The 17,008-nt window shown below is 72.8% G+C and carries 19 protein-coding genes; 7 read left to right on the top strand and 12 right to left on the bottom strand.

Annotated features, from left to right (window positions below):
* Positions 1–6: 6 nt before the first annotated feature.
* The 5 genes from ACW62_RS21910 to ACW62_RS21890 all read right to left on the bottom strand — a co-directional run bounded on the left by ACW62_RS21910 (position 7) and on the right by ACW62_RS21890 (position 4,316).
* On the bottom strand, positions 7–366 hold the full coding sequence (locus tag ACW62_RS21910; protein WP_053206246.1) for an NADH-quinone oxidoreductase subunit A: 360 nt from the start codon (positions 364–366) through the stop codon (positions 7–9).
* A gap of 52 nt (positions 367–418) precedes the next feature.
* On the bottom strand, positions 419–1,744 hold the full coding sequence (locus ACW62_RS21905; protein WP_053206245.1) for a geranylgeranyl reductase family protein: 1,326 nt from the start codon (positions 1,742–1,744) through the stop codon (positions 419–421).
* Positions 1,745–1,916: 172 nt separating this feature from the next.
* The gene (locus tag ACW62_RS21900; RefSeq protein WP_053206244.1) at positions 1,917–2,798 is read right to left on the bottom strand and encodes a DUF1707 SHOCT-like domain-containing protein; all 882 of its coding nucleotides are present in this window, start codon (positions 2,796–2,798) and stop codon (positions 1,917–1,919) included.
* Positions 2,795–3,619: a DUF1707 SHOCT-like domain-containing protein gene (locus ACW62_RS21895; protein WP_053206243.1), complete on the bottom strand. Its 825-nt coding sequence runs from the start codon at positions 3,617–3,619 to the stop codon at positions 2,795–2,797. Before ACW62_RS21895 ends, ACW62_RS21900 begins: the two co-directional genes overlap by 4 nt.
* Positions 3,620–3,623: 4 nt before the next feature.
* Positions 3,624–4,316, bottom strand: coding sequence for a demethylmenaquinone methyltransferase (locus ACW62_RS21890; RefSeq protein WP_053206356.1), 693 nt, complete (start codon positions 4,314–4,316; stop codon positions 3,624–3,626).
* Positions 4,317–4,355: 39 nt separating this feature from the next.
* Between ACW62_RS21890 and ACW62_RS21885 the strand changes: the two genes are divergently transcribed.
* Positions 4,356–5,606: an isochorismate synthase gene (locus tag ACW62_RS21885; protein WP_053206242.1), complete on the top strand. Its 1,251-nt coding sequence runs from the start codon at positions 4,356–4,358 to the stop codon at positions 5,604–5,606.
* Here ACW62_RS21885 and menD read toward each other — a convergent pair.
* Both menD and ACW62_RS21875 read right to left on the bottom strand, forming a co-directional pair.
* Positions 5,603–7,252, bottom strand: a complete 1,650-nt coding sequence (gene menD, locus ACW62_RS21880; protein WP_053206355.1) for a 2-succinyl-5-enolpyruvyl-6-hydroxy-3-cyclohexene-1-carboxylic-acid synthase — start codon at positions 7,250–7,252, stop codon at positions 5,603–5,605. The genes ACW62_RS21885 and menD overlap by 4 nt on opposite strands.
* Positions 7,249–7,815 carry a CGNR zinc finger domain-containing protein gene (locus tag ACW62_RS21875; RefSeq protein ID WP_083460047.1) on the bottom strand — a complete coding sequence of 189 codons (567 nt, stop codon included), beginning with the start codon at positions 7,813–7,815 and terminating at the stop codon, positions 7,249–7,251. Before ACW62_RS21875 ends, menD begins: the two co-directional genes overlap by 4 nt.
* Positions 7,816–7,957: 142 nt before the next feature.
* On the opposite strand from ACW62_RS21875, the gene ACW62_RS21870 reads away from it, so the two are divergent.
* Positions 7,958–9,253, top strand: coding sequence for an MFS transporter (locus ACW62_RS21870; protein ID WP_083460032.1), 1,296 nt, complete (start codon positions 7,958–7,960; stop codon positions 9,251–9,253).
* 5 nt (positions 9,254–9,258) lie between these two features.
* Here the strand turns inward: ACW62_RS21870 and ACW62_RS21865 are convergent, their stop codons facing one another.
* The gene (locus tag ACW62_RS21865; RefSeq protein WP_053206239.1) at positions 9,259–10,407 is read right to left on the bottom strand and encodes a hypothetical protein; all 1,149 of its coding nucleotides are present in this window, start codon (positions 10,405–10,407) and stop codon (positions 9,259–9,261) included.
* Between the two features lie 153 nt (positions 10,408–10,560).
* On the opposite strand from ACW62_RS21865, the gene ACW62_RS21860 reads away from it, so the two are divergent.
* From ACW62_RS21860 to ACW62_RS21840, 5 genes are all read left to right on the top strand, one after another.
* A complete protein-coding gene (locus ACW62_RS21860; protein ID WP_053206354.1) occupies positions 10,561–11,472 on the top strand; it encodes a 1,4-dihydroxy-2-naphthoyl-CoA synthase in 912 nt (303 codons plus the stop codon).
* Between the two features lie 117 nt (positions 11,473–11,589).
* A complete protein-coding gene (locus ACW62_RS21855) occupies positions 11,590–11,850 on the top strand; it encodes a hypothetical protein (protein ID WP_053206238.1) in 261 nt (86 codons plus the stop codon).
* 50 nt (positions 11,851–11,900) lie between these two features.
* Positions 11,901–12,509 (top strand): hypothetical protein, encoded by a 609-nt coding sequence (locus tag ACW62_RS33345; RefSeq protein WP_205629520.1) that lies wholly within the window; start codon positions 11,901–11,903, stop codon positions 12,507–12,509.
* A gap of 191 nt (positions 12,510–12,700) precedes the next feature.
* Positions 12,701–13,885 carry an o-succinylbenzoate--CoA ligase gene (menE, locus tag ACW62_RS21845; protein WP_053206236.1) on the top strand — a complete coding sequence of 395 codons (1,185 nt, stop codon included), beginning with the start codon at positions 12,701–12,703 and terminating at the stop codon, positions 13,883–13,885.
* Positions 13,885–14,760, top strand: coding sequence for a 1,4-dihydroxy-2-naphthoate polyprenyltransferase (locus tag ACW62_RS21840; protein ID WP_053206235.1), 876 nt, complete (start codon positions 13,885–13,887; stop codon positions 14,758–14,760). The genes menE and ACW62_RS21840 overlap by 1 nt, the downstream gene beginning before the upstream one ends.
* A 100-nt stretch (positions 14,761–14,860) precedes the next feature.
* Here the strand turns inward: ACW62_RS21840 and ACW62_RS34265 are convergent, their stop codons facing one another.
* From ACW62_RS34265 to ACW62_RS21825, 4 genes are all read right to left on the bottom strand, one after another.
* Positions 14,861–15,034: a hypothetical protein gene (locus ACW62_RS34265; RefSeq protein ID WP_157574905.1), complete on the bottom strand. Its 174-nt coding sequence runs from the start codon at positions 15,032–15,034 to the stop codon at positions 14,861–14,863.
* A 107-nt stretch (positions 15,035–15,141) separates the two neighbouring features.
* Positions 15,142–15,372 (bottom strand): hypothetical protein, encoded by a 231-nt coding sequence (locus tag ACW62_RS21835; protein WP_053206234.1) that lies wholly within the window; start codon positions 15,370–15,372, stop codon positions 15,142–15,144.
* A 61-nt stretch (positions 15,373–15,433) separates the two neighbouring features.
* A complete protein-coding gene (locus ACW62_RS21830; protein WP_053206233.1) occupies positions 15,434–15,721 on the bottom strand; it encodes a DUF4229 domain-containing protein in 288 nt (95 codons plus the stop codon).
* A 198-nt stretch (positions 15,722–15,919) separates the two neighbouring features.
* Positions 15,920–16,996 carry a serine hydrolase domain-containing protein gene (locus ACW62_RS21825; RefSeq protein ID WP_420843610.1) on the bottom strand — a complete coding sequence of 359 codons (1,077 nt, stop codon included), beginning with the start codon at positions 16,994–16,996 and terminating at the stop codon, positions 15,920–15,922.
* Between the last annotated feature and the right edge of the window lie 12 nt (positions 16,997–17,008).

Genomic DNA, 17,008 nt, shown 5'->3' with positions numbered 1-17,008 from the left:
CCTCTGCTAGTCCCAGTCGAGCCCGCCGCGCCGCCACTCGTAGATGAACGGCACGGTGATCAGGAAGATGAACGTCACCATCGCGACGAAGCCGAAGACCCCGAGGTGATCGAAGCGGACCGCCCACGGGTACAAGAAGATGATCTCGATGTCGAAGATGATGAAGGTCATCGCGGTGAGGTAGTACTTCACCGGGAACCGGCCGCCGCCCACCGGCTGCGGCGTCGGCTCGATGCCGCACTCGTAGGAGTCCAGGCGGGCCCGGTTGAACCGCTTCGGCCCCGCGAGCGAGGAGAAGGCCACCGAGCCGACGGCGAAGGCCGCCGCGATCGCGATGAGACCGAGGATCGGAGCGTACGAGTTCACGCCAGACCACCCCTCTGCACTGGGTACTGCACAGCGTCCTCCATGGAGCTACTCACGCCGCCGGGGCGAGTCGGGTCATCGCGTTGATGACGCGGTCGTACACGTCACCGTCGCGGTGGTCGGTCAGGTTGGCCAGCAGCTTCAGCGTGAACTTCATCAGCCACGGCCGCGGCAGGCCGTGGTTCCGGGCGATTCTCATGATCCGTGGGTCACCGATCAATCTGACGAAGATGCGGCCGAGCGTGAAGTAGCCACCGTGTTCGTGCTTCAGCGCCGCAGGATAGCCCTGCAGCACCCGCTCCCGCCCGGCGGCATCCCGGGAGAGCGCGTCGGCCACGACGGTGGCCGCGAGACCGGCCGCCTCCATCGCGTAGTCGATGCCTTCGCCGTTGAAGGGATTGACCATGCCGCCGGCGTCGCCGACCAGGAGCAGCCCACGACTGTAGTGGGGCTGGCGGTTGAATCCCATCGGCAACGCCGCGCTGCGGATGCCACCGACCTGGTTCTCTTCGGTGAAGCCCCATTCCGGCGGCGTCTGTGCGGCCCAGCGGCGCAGCATGTCCTTGTAGTCGACCCGGCCGAACGCCTTCGAGGTGTTGGTGATGCCGAGGCCGACGTTGCTGGTGCCGTTGCCGGTGCCGAAGATCCAGCCGTAACCGGGCAGCAGGTCGCGTCCGCCGGCCGGGTTGTCGGCCCACAGCTCCAGCCACGACTCCATCCAGTCGTCGTCGTGGCGCGGCGTCTTGTAGTACGTGCGGACGGCGACGGCCATCGGGCGATCGTCACGCTTGTGGATGCCCATGGCGGTGGACAGCCGCGACGACGTGCCGTCGGCGGCGACCACCAGCGGCGCGCGGTACGTGACGGCCGCGCCCGCGGCCCGGCCGCGCTCGTCCAGCGGCTTCGCGGTGACGCCCACGATGCGGCCGGTGCGCTCGTCCAGCACCGGCGCCACGACGTTGGTGCGCTCGTGCAGCCGAGCGCCGGCCGACGCTGCGTGCCGGGCCAGCAGCTCGTCGAAGTCGGTGCGGGTGCGGACCAGGCCGTAGTCGGGGTAGCTGGCCAGCTCGGGCCACGGCAGGTGCAGCCGCATGCCGCCGCCGATGATGCGCAGGCCGCGGTTGCGGATCCAGCCCGGCGCGCTGGTGTCGACGCCCATGCGGACCAACTGCCGGACGGCGCGCGGCGTCAGGCCGTCGCCGCAGACCTTGTCGCGCGGGAACGACGCCTTCTCGAGGAGCAGGACGTCCAGCCCGGACCGGGCCAGGTGATAGGCCGTGGTCGAACCGGCCGGCCCGGCGCCGACGACGATGACGTCGGCCTCTCCGGCGGTGCGGGTCGGGGCGCTCGGTCGCGTACGACCAGTGCGCTGGCTCATCGACGGGTCCTCTTGCGTGTCACTGTTCGGTTCGTGGCGGCACGCTCGTGAATGCGTTCACGAGCGCACACTCGGTCCCAAGTGTAGGGGTTCCCCGTTGTGTCACTCACCCCGGGTCACCGGGTCTGACCTGCAGATTTACGCAGCAACAACGTTGCGTAATTCCGGCTCGTCAGTAGACGGCGACGACCCGCTGCCCGGTGGCGTCCCACCGCACGTAGTTGATGCCGCTGTCACCCTCCGGATAGACGCTGATGGTGAACTGCCCGTCCCGGTAGGGACCGATGCTGATGTGCTGGACGGCGACCTCGGCGACGTCCATGGCGGCGGGCGTGCCTGCGATCGCGGCCGCCACCGCCTCGGGCGTGACGTCCGTCCAGGCGAAGAACGTGTCGTCGTCCGTTTCGCCGTCACCCAGGTCTCGATAGGGCTCGCGCGACAGCAGCAGCCCGCCCTGGTACTCGACCCGGTCGAGCGCCCGATGCGCCGACGCCGACCGCACCTCCAGCGTGGCGCTGTCGGCGAACAGGCTCATCGCACTCGGCTCGGTGTCGGCTGCGACGGCGGCCGTCCACAGTTGCTTCAGGCCGTCCAGCGTGAAGAGACCGAGCTGCACCGTGGCGATGGGCGGCAGCTCGACGTCGTCCACCGGCGGCGGCACCTCCTCGTCCGGTGGCGGCGGCTCCTCGGCGACCACTGGCGGGGCGGCCGGCGCCGGGTCCGGGACGCTCGGGCCGTCGTCGCGGAACGTGCTCAGCAGGATGGCGCCGAGGATCAGCACCACGGCGAGCCCGCCGATCAGCGTCGCGACGGCGGCACCGGCCGGCTTGCGCCGCGGCACGCGCGCCGGCACCGGCTCGTCCCGCGGCGGAGCCGGCATGTCCTCGACCAGCGCGTCGAGGTCGGCGATGGACGTCGCCTCGTAGACCAGCGCGGTGCGGCTCTCCATGTCGGTGGCGTCGATGCGGCCCTCGGCGAACGCCTGCGAGATGGCGGACGCGTACCGGTCGCGGTCGTCGTCCGACGGCCGCCAGCGGCGGTCGGCGCGGCTCATGGGTCGATCCCGTCGTCGAGCAGGTACTGGCCGGTGTTGTCCCAGGTGACCACCGCGCCGACGCCGTACGCGTCGGTCTCGAGGTGCACGCTGATCGTCACGGTGCCGCCGTAGGACACGTCAGGGTTGATGACGATCAGCTCGACCGCGCGGTCCGGCCGCTGGGCGACCTCCGCGGCCCGGGCGGCGCACGCGGCGACGACGGCCGGGTCGACCTGGTCGAGGGTGAAGAACGCGTCCTCCGGGTCCTCGTCGGTCACCTGCCCGCCCGGTTCGCGCTCGCCCAGCGTGCCGTCGTATTCGACGTCGTCGTAGGTGGGCGCGCCCGGCGCCGTCCGCACGTCGAGGTCGGCCCACGTGTCGTGCAGGTAGATGCTCTTGACGCCGGACACCTGTTCCGCGGCCAGCGCCTCCCACAGGGCGGTCAGCTCGGCCGCGGCGAACATGTCCACCGGGACCTCTTCGACCTCCTCGACCTCCTCGACCGGCGGCGGCTCGACCTCGACCGCCGGCGGGTCGGCGGCCGGCGCGTCGTCGTCGCCGGAGCTCGCCGCCGCGATACCGAGGCCCACGGCGGCCAGCATCGCGACCCCCGCCACGGTCACCGTGGCCAGCGACGGGCCGCCCGCCGTCCGGGCCGGCCCGGGCAGATCGCCCACGACGGCGTCCAGCTCGCCCATCGTCTGCGCGTAGCGGACGGTGAAGGAGCGCCGGGAGTGCTCGGCGTCGTCGATGCGGCCGTCCGTGCGCGCGGCCTCGAGCACCGCCGTGTAGCGCCGGCGGTCGTCGTCCTCCGGCCGCCTGTTCTGTCCCCGAGCCATCCCGTCAGGGCTTCACGGCGTGGTGCAGCGCGACGATGCCACCGCTGAGGTTGCGCCAGCGGACGTCGGCCCAGCCCGCCTCGCGCAGCCATGCGGCCAGCCCGGGCTGGTCGGGCCAGGCGCGGATGGACTCGGCCAGGTACACGTACGCGTCGGGGCTGCTGGACACCCGGCGGGCGACCGGCGGCAGCGCGCGCATCAGGTACTCGACGTAGACCTTGCGGAACGGCGTGAACGTCGGGTGGCTGAACTCGCACACCACGACCCGGCCGCCCGGCCGGGTGACGCGCAGCAGCTCGCGCAGCCCGGCCCTGGGGTCGTGCACGTTGCGCAGGCCGAAGGAGATGGTGACCGCGTCGAAGACGGCGTCGGCGAACGGCAGCCGGGTGGCGTCGCCGGCGACGAACGGCAGGTCGGCGTGGTTCTGCCGGCCGGTCCGGAGCATGCCGAGGGAGAAGTCGCAGGGGACGACGAACGCGCCGCGGGCCCGGAACGGCTCGCTGGAGGTGCCGGTGCCGGCGGCGAGGTCGAGCACCCGCTCCCCCGGCCCGATGCCGAGCGCCGCGACGACGGCCCGCCGCCAGGCGCGGTCCTGGCCGAGCGAGAGCACGTCGTTGGTGCGGTCGTACTTCTCGGCGACGTCGTCGAACATCGCCGCCACCTCGTGCGGCTGCTTGTCCAGGGAGGCGCGGGTCACGTCCGTCACTGTATCCGGGGCCGCTCGGCCGTACTCTTGATGGTCGTGACGACGCTGCCCGCCTCCGCGCCGATGGTCGTGCGCACCACCGAGGTCCCGGACCCGGGCCCACTGCTGGAGTTGCTGCCCGAGGACTCGCCGATGGCCTGGGTCCGGCAGGGCGAGGGCGTCGTCGGCTGGGGGCAGGCCGCCCGGTTCGACACCATCGGCGCCAACCGGTTCGTCGCGGCCGACCGCTGGTGGCGGCGCATGGTCGGCACCGCCGTCGTCCGTGACGAGGTGCGGCTGCCCGGCACCGGCCCGATCGCGTTCGGCTCGTTCGCCTTCGACGACGTCCCCGGCTCGTCCTCGCTGGTCCTCCCCGACACCGTCGTCGGGCACCGGTCCGGGCGCTGGTGGGTCACGACCATCGACGTCACGGGCAACCTGCCCGGCGGCGCCGCGTTGCCGCCGGTGTCGCCCGCGCGGCGGCCGGTGGACGTCACGTACGCCGACGGTTCGCGCTCGGGCACCGAGTGGCAGGGCATCGTCGCCGAGGCCGTCCGCCGCATCGTGGCGGGCGCGCTGGAGAAGGTGGTGCTCGCGCGCGACCTCGTCGCCGAGAGCCCGGTGCCCGTCGACATCCGGTGGCCGCTGCAGCGGCTGTCGGCCGGCTACCCGCACTGCTGGACCTTCAGCGTCGACGGCATGATCGGCGCCACCCCCGAACTGCTGGTGCGGCGCGAGCGCGGCCTCGTCACGTCCCGCGTCCTCGCCGGCACCATCCAGCGCACCGGCGACGACGCGCACGACCTCGCGCTGGCGGCGTCGCTGGCGCGGTCCAGCAAGGACCTCGAGGAGCACGAATACGCCGTCCGCTCCGTCGCCGACGCGCTGGCGCCGTTCTGCTCCAGCATGAACGTGCCGGAGTCGCCGTTCGTGCTGCACCTGCCCAACGTCATGCACCTGGCGACGGATCTCGCCGGCGTCTCCGACTCCGACGCCTCCTCCCTCGCCCTGGCCGCCGCCCTGCACCCGTCGGCGGCCGTCGGCGGCACTCCTACGGCGGTCGCGCTGGACGTCATCCGCGAGATCGAGGGCCTCGACCGCGCCCGCTACGCCGGCCCGGTCGGCTGGATGGACGCCCGCGGCGACGGCGAGTGGGGCATCGCACTGCGCTCCGCCGAGGTCTCCGGCAGCCGGCTGCGCCTCTTCGCCGGCTGCGGCATCGTCGCCGGCTCCGATCCCGCCGCGGAACTGGCCGAGAGCGTCGCCAAGCTGGTCCCGATGCGCGACGCGCTCACGTCCTAGCCCAGCGCCGCGTCGACTGCGGCACGGAGGCGAGCATGCAGGTCGCGCAGGGCGGCGCGGGCGACCGGGACCTCCAGCAGGCTGCGCCCAGTCACCGGCTCGGCCAGCGCCGACCGCAGCGCCGCCGCGTCCGTCACCAGGCGGTGCGCCACCCCATAGCCCGCGCACAACGCCGCGAGGTCCGCGCCGTGCGGGGTGCCGAAGACCCGCTCGAAGCGGTCGGCATGCGCCGGGTCGCCGTGTTCGAGCAGCGCGAAGATGCCGCCGCCGTCGTCGTTGACGACCACGATCTGCAGGTCGGGGCGGTCCTCCAGCGGGCCGACCAGCAGGCCCCCGGCGTCGTGCAGGAAGGTGAGGTCGCCGACGAGCGCGCGGACGGGGGCGTCCGACCCCAGCGCGACGCCGGTCGCGGTCGAGAGGGTGCCGTCGATGCCGGCCAGGCCGCGGTTGGCCAGCACCGGACCGGCGCCGTCGTCGAGCACGGGCGCCGCGGCCAGGTCGAGGTCGCGGATCGGGTTGGACGAACCGGCCACCAGCGCCTCGCCCGGACGGCGCGCCGCCCACACCAGCGCGGCCACCGCCGGCCCGGTGAGCGGCCCGGCCGCGAGCACGGCGTCGACGGCGTCCTGGGCGGCCTTCGCGGCCCGCTGCCACGACGCCAGCCACTCGCCGTCACCGCTGGGAGGAGCGGTCACGGCCGACACGACGCGGGCGGCGCGGTTGCCGGCGTCGATCCAGTCGGGGTCGCGGCCGGCGACGACCATCACCTCGACGCCGTCGCCCCCCAGCAGCGCACTGACCGGCCGCGACAGCGTCGCGTGCCCGAACACCACCACCCGCTCGACCCGGCCGCCGAGCTCGGGGCGGCCGAGCAGCAGGCGGTAGGGCCCGACGGCGTTGGGCCCGGACCGCGCGCCCGACGACGGCTCGGCGAGCAGGGGGACGCCGGCGGCCTCGGCGAACGTCCGTGCGGCCGGCCCCGCCCCGTCGCCCGCCACGACAACGGTCCGCGGGCCGTCGGCCAGCAGCACCGGCTCCGGCGGGCGCACGGGCTCGGTCACCTCGAGCGCACCAGGGACCGGCCACGCATCGTCGCCGTCCGGGACGAGCGGCTCGCGGTAGGCGAGGTCGAGGTGGACGGGGCCGGGGTCGCCCGAGCGGGTCCCCACGGCCGCCGCCACCGCGCGGGCCAGCAGCGCGCGCAGGTCGCCGTCCTCACCCGGCCGTCCGTACGGCGCGGGCACGTCGGCGAAGAACCGGACGGCGGACCCGAACAACCGCACCTGGTCGGTGGTCTGGTTCGCGCCGGTCCCCCGCAGCTCGTGCGGCCGGTCCGCCGTCAGAGCCAGCAGCGGCACCCCGGCGTGCGACGCCTCCAGGACGGCCGGGTGCAGGTTCGCCGCCGCCGTCCCCGACGTCGTCACGACGGCCACGGGCCCGGCCACGCGGGCCAGCCCGAGCGCCGTGAACGCCGCGACCCGCTCGTCGATGCGGACGTGCAGCCGCAGGTCGCCGCGCGCGGATGCCGTCGCCAGCGCGTGCGCCAGCGGCGCCGACCGCGAGCCGGGCGCCAGCACGACCTGCCGGACGCCGGCCCGGACCAGCTCGGTGACCAGCGTGCGGGCCGCCCACGTCGAGGGGTTCACGGTGTCGATTCTGCCCTGCGGCCGCGCCACGCCCGCTGCTTGGCCCGGTTGCCGCAGACCTGCATGGAGCACCACTTGCCCGACCGCGCCCGCGACTCGTCGTAGAACGCCCACTGGCAGGTGTCGTTGACGCACACCTTGAGCCGCGGCCACGTCCCGTCCGCCATCGCGTCGCCGACCAGCGCGAGCAGCCCGCCGAGCGCGCCGTCGACGCCGTCAGCGGCCGGGCGGGGGCGCCAGCCGTCGCGGGCGGTGAGGGTCGCCGTCAGCCGGGCGCGTCCGGCGGCATCGTTGAGGACGGCGAGCGCGGCGGCCGGGATGGGGTCACCGCCGTGGTTGGCGGCCAGCGTCTGCCGCAGCGCCTCGCGGACGGCGACCGCGCGGGCGAGGTCGTCGCGCCCGGCTCCGTGGTTGTCGCCGGACAGCAGATCCGTGGCGCCCAGCCAGGCGACGAGCGCGCCCGGCGACGTCAGCGCGTCCGTCCCCGCGTCGATGTCGAGCGTGTTGACGAAGCGCCGGACGGTCTCGAGCCGGCCGGGCGCCGGCGTGCTGGCTCCGGACATGCCTCCGAGCATAACCCTCTTGCGAGATTCATTGGTTACTCCATAACCTGTGAACTCATGACAAAGGTTACGGGAAGCAGTCGATGATTCAGAATGATCTGAATCGGTTGGGACCGGTGCCGGACCCCGAGACAGTGACGCCATGACCGACGCGAAGGCGCCTCCTCGACACGAATCGGCTCCAGCCAGCACGCGAGCCTGGGACAACCGCGACTTTCGCCGGCTCTGGACCGGCTCGGCGGTGTCGACGTTCGGGTCCGAGGTCGCCGAGCTGGCCGTGCCGCTGCTGGCGATCGCTGTGCTGGCCGCCACGCCGGGCGAGCTGGGTGCCCTGCGGACCGCCCAGTTCCTGCCGTTCCTGCTGGCCACGCTGCCGCTCGGGATGCTGGTCGACCGGCGGCGACGGCTGCCGCTGATGATCGGCGCCGACGTCGGACGGTTCGCGCTGATCCTGGTCATCCCGATCGCGGTGTGGGCCGGGCTGGCGGAGATCGAGCTGCTATACGTCGTGATGTTCCTGGCCGGCGTCCTGACGGTGCTGTACCAGGTCGCGGACTTCGCGTTCGTGCCCGAGGTCGTGACGGCGCACCAGCTGGTCGACGCGAACGGGAAGCTGGCGGCGGCGCACTCGGCGAACGAGATCGGCGCCCGCGGCTTCGGCGGCCTGCTCGTCCAGGCGGCCTCCGCCCCGGTGGCGATGCTGGTCAACGCCGTCGCGTATCTGGCGTCGGCGCTCAGCCTGCGCGGCATCGCCGTCGTCGAGACGGCCCGCCCGGCGGCGTCCACCCGGCCGTCGTGGGCGGAGGTGACCGCCGGGCTGCGCGAGGCGCTGCGCAACCGGTTCGTCCGGGCGCTGCTCGGCGAGGCGACCACGTTCAACCTGTTCAACGAGGTGTTCCTCCTCGGGCTGATGCTGTTCACGGTGCGCGAGGTCGGGCTCAGCCCGGTGCAACTCGGCATCGTGTTCACCGCCGGCGGCGTCGGCTCGTTCCTCGGCGCCTGGTTCGGCTCGCGGGTGACCGGACGGTTCGGCTACGGCCGGGTGCTGCTGATCACGCTGGCCCTCGGCAACACCGCACCGGTGCTGGTCGCTCTCGCCGGCACGGACGCCGCCGGGACGATGACCCTGTTCTGCTCGGTGTTCGTGGTGATGGGCGTCGGCATCGGGATCGCCAACGTGCACGCGGTGACGCTGCGCCAGGCGGCGCTGCCCGACGAGCTGCGCGGCCGGGTCAATGCGGCGTACCGGCTGATCTCGTGGGGCGCGATCCCGGTCGGCGCGTCGCTCGGCGGGCTGCTGGCCGGGCTCACCGACGGGCGGACGGCGATGGTGGCCGGCGCCTGCGGCATGGTGCTGGCGACGCTGTGGGTGGCGTTCTCGCCGGTGCGCCGGCTGGCCTCGATCGACGAGGCGGCCCGGCTCTCGCGCGCGAGCTAGGGCCGTCAGGTCTGCGGCTGGCCGGCCGGTGGCGTCTCGCCCTCGGGCAGCTTGCGCAGCCAGGTGAAGCCGGTGTTGCTGCCCTGGCAGGTCTGCAGGACGATGTCGCAGTCGTCGCCGCAGGTCCAGTTCGACGCCGAACCGAGCGCCGAGCCGCGGCCCTGGGCGATGACCCGGTCGACCACCTCGTACAGCCCGGTGAACTCGCCCTCGAGCTGGACGACCGTGCCCTCGGGGATGGAGTTCCACCACGAGTTGCCGAGGTAGTCGTGGGCGACGACGAACGTGCCCGACTCGACCGGCGTGTAGTGGCAGCCCACGCCGTTGCCGAGGTTGTCGATGTCGACGTCGTCGTCGCAGGTCTCGACCGGGATGGTGCGGACGTCGTCGCCGAGCGCGAGCGCCTCTTCGCTGACGACGGCGCCGAACCGGCTGCCGCCGGCGTAGCTGAACCGGAACCGGGTGGTGTGCTCGGCGGTGGCCTCGGCGACGGCGGTGCCCTCGGCCGTCGTGGTGACGGCGGACACCGGCGCCCACTCGGCACCGTCGGCCTGCTGCTCGAGCCCGATCTCGCCGAGGATGGGGACGCCGCCGTCGGTGGTCCACGCGGCGGTGACGCCCACGCCGTCCTCGGACTTCTCGGCGGTGGCGGTGATGCGCGACACCAGCGGCGAGCCGGCCATGATGACGACCTCGTGCGACGCGACCTCCTCGACCTCGGGGCCGCCGCCGTACGCGAGCCGGTAGATGCCCGACGCCTGCACCTGCACCTCGACCTCGCCGACACCGTTCTCGACCGGGACGGTGGTGACGGTGACCCAGGAGTTGCCCTCGATGCGCTGGAGGTCGACCTCGCCGCTGACGGCCTCGCCGGATGGCGTGATCCAGCTGGCGCCGAACGTCACCGACGCGCCGGGCCGTGCCTCGGCGGGGGCGGTCAGGACCAGTGGGAGATCGTCGGCCACGGCCGGCGGCTCGGCGGCGATGGCGCCCGCCACCTGCTCGGGCGCCGGCGACGCGGCCGCCTGGACGATGGTCGCCTCGGAGCCACCACCAGCCACCGTGTCGTCGTCATTCGTGGCTCCGAGGATGGCGAACACCGCCGCAACGACGAGGGCCAGGACGCCGGTGACGGCGAGCACGCGGTACTTCATGCCTCTATTTTCCATGATCACCGACGCATGTCGGCCCCGACCCGGTCCTCCCACACCCGTGAGACGACCGAATCGGCCCGTTCGTTCCCTCATCCTGAGGGGATCACGACGGCCCGCAGCGCCCGGACACAAGCACCGGCTAGCGTGATCACGGTGACGACCGCACCGTTCGACCCGTCCCGCTGGCGCTCTGTCGAGGGCTTCGAGTTCACCGACATCACCTACCACCGCCAGGTCGAGGACGGGCGCGACCACGGCACCGTCCGGATCGCGTTCGACCGGCCCGAGGTGCGCAACGCCTTCCGCCCGCACACCGTCGACGAGCTGTACCGCGCGCTCGACCACGCCCGCATGACCCCCGACGTCGGGTGCGTGCTGCTGACCGGCAACGGGCCCTCGCCGAAGGACGGCGGCTGGGCCTTCTGCTCCGGCGGCGACCAGCGCATCCGCGGCCGCTCCGGCTATCAGTACGCCAGCGGCGAGACCGCCGAGACCGTCGACGCCGCCCGGGCGGGGCGGCTGCACATCCTCGAGGTGCAGCGGCTGATCCGGTTCATGCCGAAGGTCGTCATCGCGGTCGTGCCCGGCTGGGCGGCCGGCGGCGGCCACAGCCTGCACGTCGTCAGCGACCTCACGCTGGCCAGCGCCGAGCACGCCCGGTTCAAGCAGACCGACGCCGACGTCGGCTCCTTCGACGGCGGCTACGGGTCGGCGTACCTCGCCCGGCAGGTCGGGCAGAAGTTCGCCCGCGAGATCTTCTTCCTCGGTTCCGAGTACTCGGCGGAGGACGCCCATCGCATGGGCATGGTCAACGCGGTCGTGCCGCACGCCTCGCTGGAGGACGTGGCGCTGGAGTGGGCGGCGAAGATCAACGCCAAGAGCCCGACGGCGCAGCGCATGCTCAAGTTCGCCTTCAACGCCATCGACGACGGCATGGTCGGCCAGCAGGTCTTCGCCGGCGAGGCGACGCGCCTCGCCTACATGACCGACGAGGCCGTCGAGGGGCGCGACGCGTTCCTGGAGAAGCGGCCGCCGGACTGGTCCCGGTTCCCCTGGTACTTCTGAGTTGTCGACGTATCGCAGTTCAGCGGCTCGGCTGTCAGTGCATTGAGCAGCTTCGGTGGTGGGTGGTACTTTGGTACCCGAGGTCGAGTCAACACTGACCTGAAGGAGCAACCCGTCATGGCTACCGCAACTGCACCGATCAAGGTCGACGCCGCGACCGATGAGCTCGTGTCCCACGCAGCTCACTTCATGTCGCGCTCGAAGAAGGACATCGTCGATGCTGCCGTACGCGAGTACATCGACGCCCACCGCGATGAGATCAATGCGGGCATCAAGGCTGCGCTCGGTCAGCTCAACGGCACCGACGCTGCCGCCGTTTCGATGATGACCGGCTTGAGTGCCGAGGAGCTCGACGACCTCGGTGGCCTGCCGACGTAGCTACTGTCAGTCTGAACCGTTCTGTCGGATCCGGCCGCTAGATTCGGCGCATGGCCCCGGACCCCATCGCTGTGCGCCCCACCAAGCGCTGTCTCGGCGACCTCGACGTCGACCTGCCGGATCTTGGCGCGTCGCTGAGTGAGGTCGACGAACCGGTCATCGTGAGCGCCCAGGCGGTACCTGAGCAACGCGAGGCCGGCGGCGTCGAGCGGGTTGTCTCGCTGACGGATCGCGTGTGGTTCAAGGTGAAGACGGCAGACCGCCGTGCGGTCGTCACCGAACTCCGCGGCGATGAACTCCCCGAGTGGATTCCACGCAGCAGGGGCGCATGGTGGATCGGCACAGCAGGCCGTCGGCAGAACGACAGCCCTCAGCGCGACTTCTACGCAGTGCTGCAGCGCGAATGCATGACCGGCAAGACAGTGTCCACGGACCATCTGCTCCCGGCCGACTGGGACTGGAACCGTCTCAGCGCGGAGCAGGGCGGCGAACCCGACGGCACGGCGACGGACACCTCGACGACGTCCTCCCACTCGTCGGTGGCGACCGGCGGGGCGCTCTCGTGCGCCACGATGCGCACAGGCGAGCCACCCGACCGGCGGGCGAGGTGCAGGTACAGACCGCCGGGCGAAGCGGCGCCCGCGAGTCCGTTCGCCTGAGCGAACACCCGGTCGAAGTCTCCGTCGAACCCGACGTCGTCGGACCAGAGGAGATCGAACTGCCCGTAGTCGGTACGGATAGTCGTATCGAGGAGGACTCTCGCCATCCGCCGAGTGTTCCACGCGGTCCGGTCCGCCAGTCCTCAGGCCGTCACCGGTCGACGGCGTCGGGGATCTAGGGTGGTGGGGCGATGCAGACGCCCAACCGTTCCCTCATCACCGTCGAGGTGCCGCTACGGCCCGCCGTGGTGCCGCGGCTGCTGCCCGCCGTCGCGGGGGCGCTGGCCGGGGGCGACGCACTGCTGCCGCTGCCGTCGGCGCCTGCGGCGGTGCGCAACGAGCTGATCGCGGAGTTCGCGCCGCACCGCGCGCTGGAGCCGGATGTCGCGTTCATCGTGCCGACGTCGGGGTCGACGGGGCGGCCGAAGGGGGCGCTGCTGAGCGCCGCCGCCGTCCGGGCGTCCGCCGAGGCGACGCTGGAGCGGCTCGGCGGGCCCGGCCGCTGGCTGCTCGCGCTGCCCGCCACCCACATCGCCGGGCTGATGGTCCTGGCCCGGTCGGTCGTCGCGGGGACGGAGCCGGTCGCGACCGACCTCAGCGGCGGCTTCGACCCCGAACTGTTCGCCGCCGCGAGCGTCCAGATCTTCGCCGGCGGCGGACGCCGGTACACCGCGCTGGTGCCGCGGCAGCTCAGCCAGCTGCTCGACGCCGGCGGGGCGCCGCTGGCCGCGCTGACGGGCTACCACGGTGTGCTGGTCGGCGGCGCCGCCGCCGACGGTGCGCTGCTCGATCGCGCCCGCAAGGCCGGCGTCGAGGTCGTCACCACGTACGGCATGACGGAGACCTGCGGCGGCTGCGTCTACGACGGCGTCGCGCTGGACGGCGTGCGGGTCGAGCTGGCCGCCGATGGACGGATCCGGCTGGCCGGCCCGATGCTGGCGCACGGCTACCGCCTGCGGCCGGACCTCGCCGACGCGTTCACCGGCGGCGCCTTCACCACGTCCGACCTGGGCGAAATCGACGACGACGGACGACTCACCGTGCGAGGAAGGGCCGACGACGTCGCGGTGTCCGGCGGCGAGAACGTCCCGCTGGGCGCCGTCGACCTCGCCGTCGCGTCGCATCCGGACGTCGCCGAGGCGCTCAGCGTCGCCGTCCCCGACGCCGAGTGGGGCGAGCGGGTCGTCGTCGCCGTCGTGCCGGCCGACGCCGCCCGCCCGCCGTCGCTGGACTCCGTCCGCGCCCATGTCCGCGAGCGACACCCCGTCGCCTACGCACCCAAGGAGCTGCACGTGCTCGAAGCGCTGCCCACCCTGCCGGGCGGGAAGACCGACCGCCGCGCGCTCGCGGCCCGGCTGGGACTGGCGGACGCCTGATGGCGACGCTCGGGCAGTGGGTCGAGGGCGCCCGGCCGCGGACCCTGCCGGCCGCCATCGCTCCGGTGCTGGTGGGGACGGGGGCAGCGGCGGCCGCCGACGCCGCGCACCTGGGCAAGGCGGCGCTGGCCCTGGTGGTCGCGCTGGCGCTGCAGATCGGCGTCAACTACGCGAACGATTACTCCGACGGCATCCGCGGCACCGACGAGCACCGGGTCGGGCCGTTCCGGCTGGTCGGGTCCGGTGCGGCGCGGCCGGCGGCGGTGAAGGCGGCGGCGCTGTGGAGCTTCGTGGCGGCCGGGGTCACCGGTGCGGCGCTGGTGGCGTGGTCGGGGCACTGGTGGCTGTTCGCCGTCGGCGCGCTCGCCATCGCGGCGGCCTGGTACTACACCGGCGGCCGCAACCCGTACGGCTACCGCGGGCTCGGCGAGATCTCGGTGTTCGTGTTCTTCGGGCTGGTGGCCGTCGCCGGCACCACGTACGTGCAGGCCGACCGGCTGACGTGGACGTCGCTGGTGTCGGCGGTGGCGATCGGCTGCCTGGCGTGCGCGCTCCTGCTGGTCAACAACATCCGCGACATCGGCACCGACACGGTGAGCGGCAAGCGGACGCTGGCGGTGACGCTCGGCGAGCAGCGCAGCCGCATGCTCTACGTGCTGCTGATGACGGCGCCGTTCCTCATCGTGGCGGCGCTGGCCGTCACCGGCCAGCCGTGGGGCGCCCTCACGCTGCTGTGCGCCCCACTGGCCGTGGTGACCACCCTGCCGGTGGTTCGGCGGGCGATGGGCCGGGACCTCATCCCGGTACTCAAGCGGACCGGCATGACGGAGCTGGCCTTCGCGGTCCTGCTGACCGTCGGCCTGGCGGTGGGCTGAGGGGTTCGCCTACGCGCCAGGCCGGGTCGGCGTCGGGCGGGACCGCTGGCTGCGGCCGTCCGCGGGTCGGATGACGGTGTGGGTGCTCCCGCGCGCACCTTCAGGCGTGCCGGCGGGCGCGGCGCGGACCGGCGTAGCCGCGGTCCTCAGTGGGGACGCGCGCCAGGATGGCCTGACGCAGGTCCTGCAGCAGCGACTGGCTCTCGCCGCGGTGCCGGCCCCGCTTGGCCTGCTTGGCGTCTTCGGCAGCGCGCTCGTATTCGTCGGTCATCATGAGAACCTCCTGTGTGAGGACGGCTCCTCGCGGTGCCGTCTGACCCACAAGACAGGGGGACGACCGGATCATGACGCGCCCTGTCAAGATTTCTTCTCGATATTCGGTCAGCTCTCGTTCCGAAGCTCGGGAACGTCGACGGCGTCGTCGAGTTCATGCAGGTCACGGCCCTTTGCGTCGGCTGTGAGACCCTGCTTGCCGGTGGCGGCCTGCTGGTGCACGACGCCCTCATAGGCGTCCATCTCGTCGAGCGCGGCGTCGCCGAGGCGTTCGCTGTCGATGTCGCGCGGGTCCTCACCGGGGGTGGCCCCGGGTTTCGTGCGCCGATCGTCGGTCATGGCGCACCCGTACCCACCCGGACACGTTCAAACGCGCCCGGACTGCCCCGGCGAAGAGGGGCTAGGCGTCGCGCGGCGGGCGGCCGTCGGCGTCGGCGTCGGAGCGAGCGCGCTGCTCGTCGTCCCATGCGTCTTCGGCGGCGGTGCGCTCGCGGATGGTGCGCAGGCGCCGGTCCCAGGCGACGGACACCTGGTCGCGGCTGCTGCGCAGCACGAAGAAACTGACCAGCCCGGAGAGGACCAGCCCGAGCGCCACGAGCACCAGCCCGCGCAGGCCGACGAGCCAGAGCAGCGCCGCGATGATGACGAACACCAGCGCGCGCAACAGCGTGTATCGGAGAACGGCCATGACGTGACGGATTCTACGCTGCCCGGCGATCGGCAGGGCCGCCGCCCGCGGGTCGGGGAAGCCCGGGCGACGGCCCCTGCCGATCACCCCGGGGCGGGTGGTGGCCTGGAGGGGCGGCTCGGCCGCTGCCCGTGGCCGGCCGCCGGTGTGGTGTTCGGAAGGACCATGGGAAGACACTATCGAACAGGTGTTCGAGCGTCAAGCAGGTGAGTCGAGTTCGGCTGTGGTCAGCTCCGCGAGCCGCTGTGCGGTAGCGAAATGCGGGGTGAGACGGGTCTTGGTCATGGCGAACGAGGTGCCGGTGGCGGTGTCGGCATAGACGTAGCTGCCGCCGCCACCGATCCAGCCGAACGTGGTGCGCGACTCGTCCGGCCGCGCGCCGAGGCGGCCGAGCGGATAGCCCAGAGCCAGCCGCACGGGGTTGCCGAAGACCTGGTCGATGCCCTCGAAGGCCACCGCCGTCACCTCCTCGAGCTGGCGTGAGTCGATGAGCCGGCCGTCGAGGAGCGCGGCTTGCATCGCGGCGATTCCCCGCGCGGTGAAGGTGCCGACCGAGGGGATGTCCGCTTGCAGGATCTCGTGGCTGTTGCCCATCGCTGCGGCCGGTTGCATCTCCCAGGGCGCGAGCACGGTATCGCCGCCGGGTGGCACGACGGGCGCGGCGTCTTCGAGTCGCGCCAGCCGGGTCAGTTCGGTTCGCGGCACACCGAAGTACAGGTCGCCGTCGATGCCCAGGGGCGCGGCGACCCATTCGTGGAGGAGTCGCCGCATCGGTGTGCCGGTGGCCCGGCGCGCGACCTCGCCGACGAGGAAGCCGAAGGTGAACGAGTGATACCCGGTCCGGGCCCCAGGACGCCACCGGGGTTCGGCGTCGGCGATCGCCGCGCAGACCCGCGACCAGTCGGTCAGGTCGGCGGGACCGATGTCACGAGGCATCGCCGGCAGCCCGGTCGAGTGGGTGAGCACGTGCCGAAGCGTCGTCGTCGCCTTGCCATGGGCACCGAACTCCGGCCACAGGTCGACAACGGGTGTGTCGTAGTCGACGGCGCCGGTCCCGACGAGCAGGTGCGCGATGAGCGACGTCATGACCTTGCCGGCGGAGAAGCTGAAGAACGGCGTGTCCGGCGTCACCCCGCGCCCGGTCCGGCTGTCGGCGATCCCGGCGACGGCGTCGGCGACGAGGGCGCCGTGGTGGTACACGGCGAGCTGCAAGCCGGTTTCGGCTCCAGCGTCGACGAGTTCGTCGAGGACGCTCTGCGCCTTGTCCTGCAGCACGGACCTGATCAG

It is taken from the genome of Jiangella muralis (genome assembly GCF_001270745.1).
GTDB classification, from domain to species: domain Bacteria; phylum Actinomycetota; class Actinomycetes; order Jiangellales; family Jiangellaceae; genus Jiangella; species Jiangella muralis.
Note: the sequence above shows the minus strand (reverse complement) of the source record. Positions and strands in the feature narration are given on the sequence as shown.

Bases quoted from the DNA above. Each gene is read 5' to 3' on its own strand.
- ACW62_RS21905 (WP_053206245.1), bottom strand. From the start codon at position 1,744: ATGAGCCAGCGCACTGGTCGTACGCGACCGAGCGCCCCGACCCGCACC.
- ACW62_RS34265 (WP_157574905.1), bottom strand. From the start codon at position 15,034: ATGATGACCGACGAATACGAGCGCGCTGCCGAAGACGCCAAGCAGGCC.
- ACW62_RS21870 (WP_083460032.1), top strand. From the start codon at position 7,958: ATGACCGACGCGAAGGCGCCTCCTCGACACGAATCGGCTCCAGCCAGC.
- ACW62_RS21900 (WP_053206244.1), bottom strand. From the start codon at position 2,798: ATGAGCCGCGCCGACCGCCGCTGGCGGCCGTCGGACGACGACCGCGAC.
- ACW62_RS21835 (WP_053206234.1), bottom strand. From the start codon at position 15,372: ATGACCGACGATCGGCGCACGAAACCCGGGGCCACCCCCGGTGAGGAC.
- ACW62_RS21895 (WP_053206243.1), bottom strand. From the start codon at position 3,619: ATGGCTCGGGGACAGAACAGGCGGCCGGAGGACGACGACCGCCGGCGC.
- ACW62_RS21875 (WP_083460047.1), bottom strand. From the start codon at position 7,815: ATGTCCGGAGCCAGCACGCCGGCGCCCGGCCGGCTCGAGACCGTCCGG.
- ACW62_RS21840 (WP_053206235.1), top strand. From the start codon at position 13,885: ATGGCGACGCTCGGGCAGTGGGTCGAGGGCGCCCGGCCGCGGACCCTG.
- ACW62_RS33345 (WP_205629520.1), top strand. From the start codon at position 11,901: ATGGCCCCGGACCCCATCGCTGTGCGCCCCACCAAGCGCTGTCTCGGC.
- ACW62_RS21855 (WP_053206238.1), top strand. From the start codon at position 11,590: ATGGCTACCGCAACTGCACCGATCAAGGTCGACGCCGCGACCGATGAG.
- ACW62_RS21830 (WP_053206233.1), bottom strand. From the start codon at position 15,721: ATGGCCGTTCTCCGATACACGCTGTTGCGCGCGCTGGTGTTCGTCATC.
- menE (WP_053206236.1), top strand. From the start codon at position 12,701: ATGCAGACGCCCAACCGTTCCCTCATCACCGTCGAGGTGCCGCTACGG.
- ACW62_RS21885 (WP_053206242.1), top strand. From the start codon at position 4,356: ATGGTCGTGACGACGCTGCCCGCCTCCGCGCCGATGGTCGTGCGCACC.
- ACW62_RS21865 (WP_053206239.1), bottom strand. From the start codon at position 10,407: ATGAAGTACCGCGTGCTCGCCGTCACCGGCGTCCTGGCCCTCGTCGTT.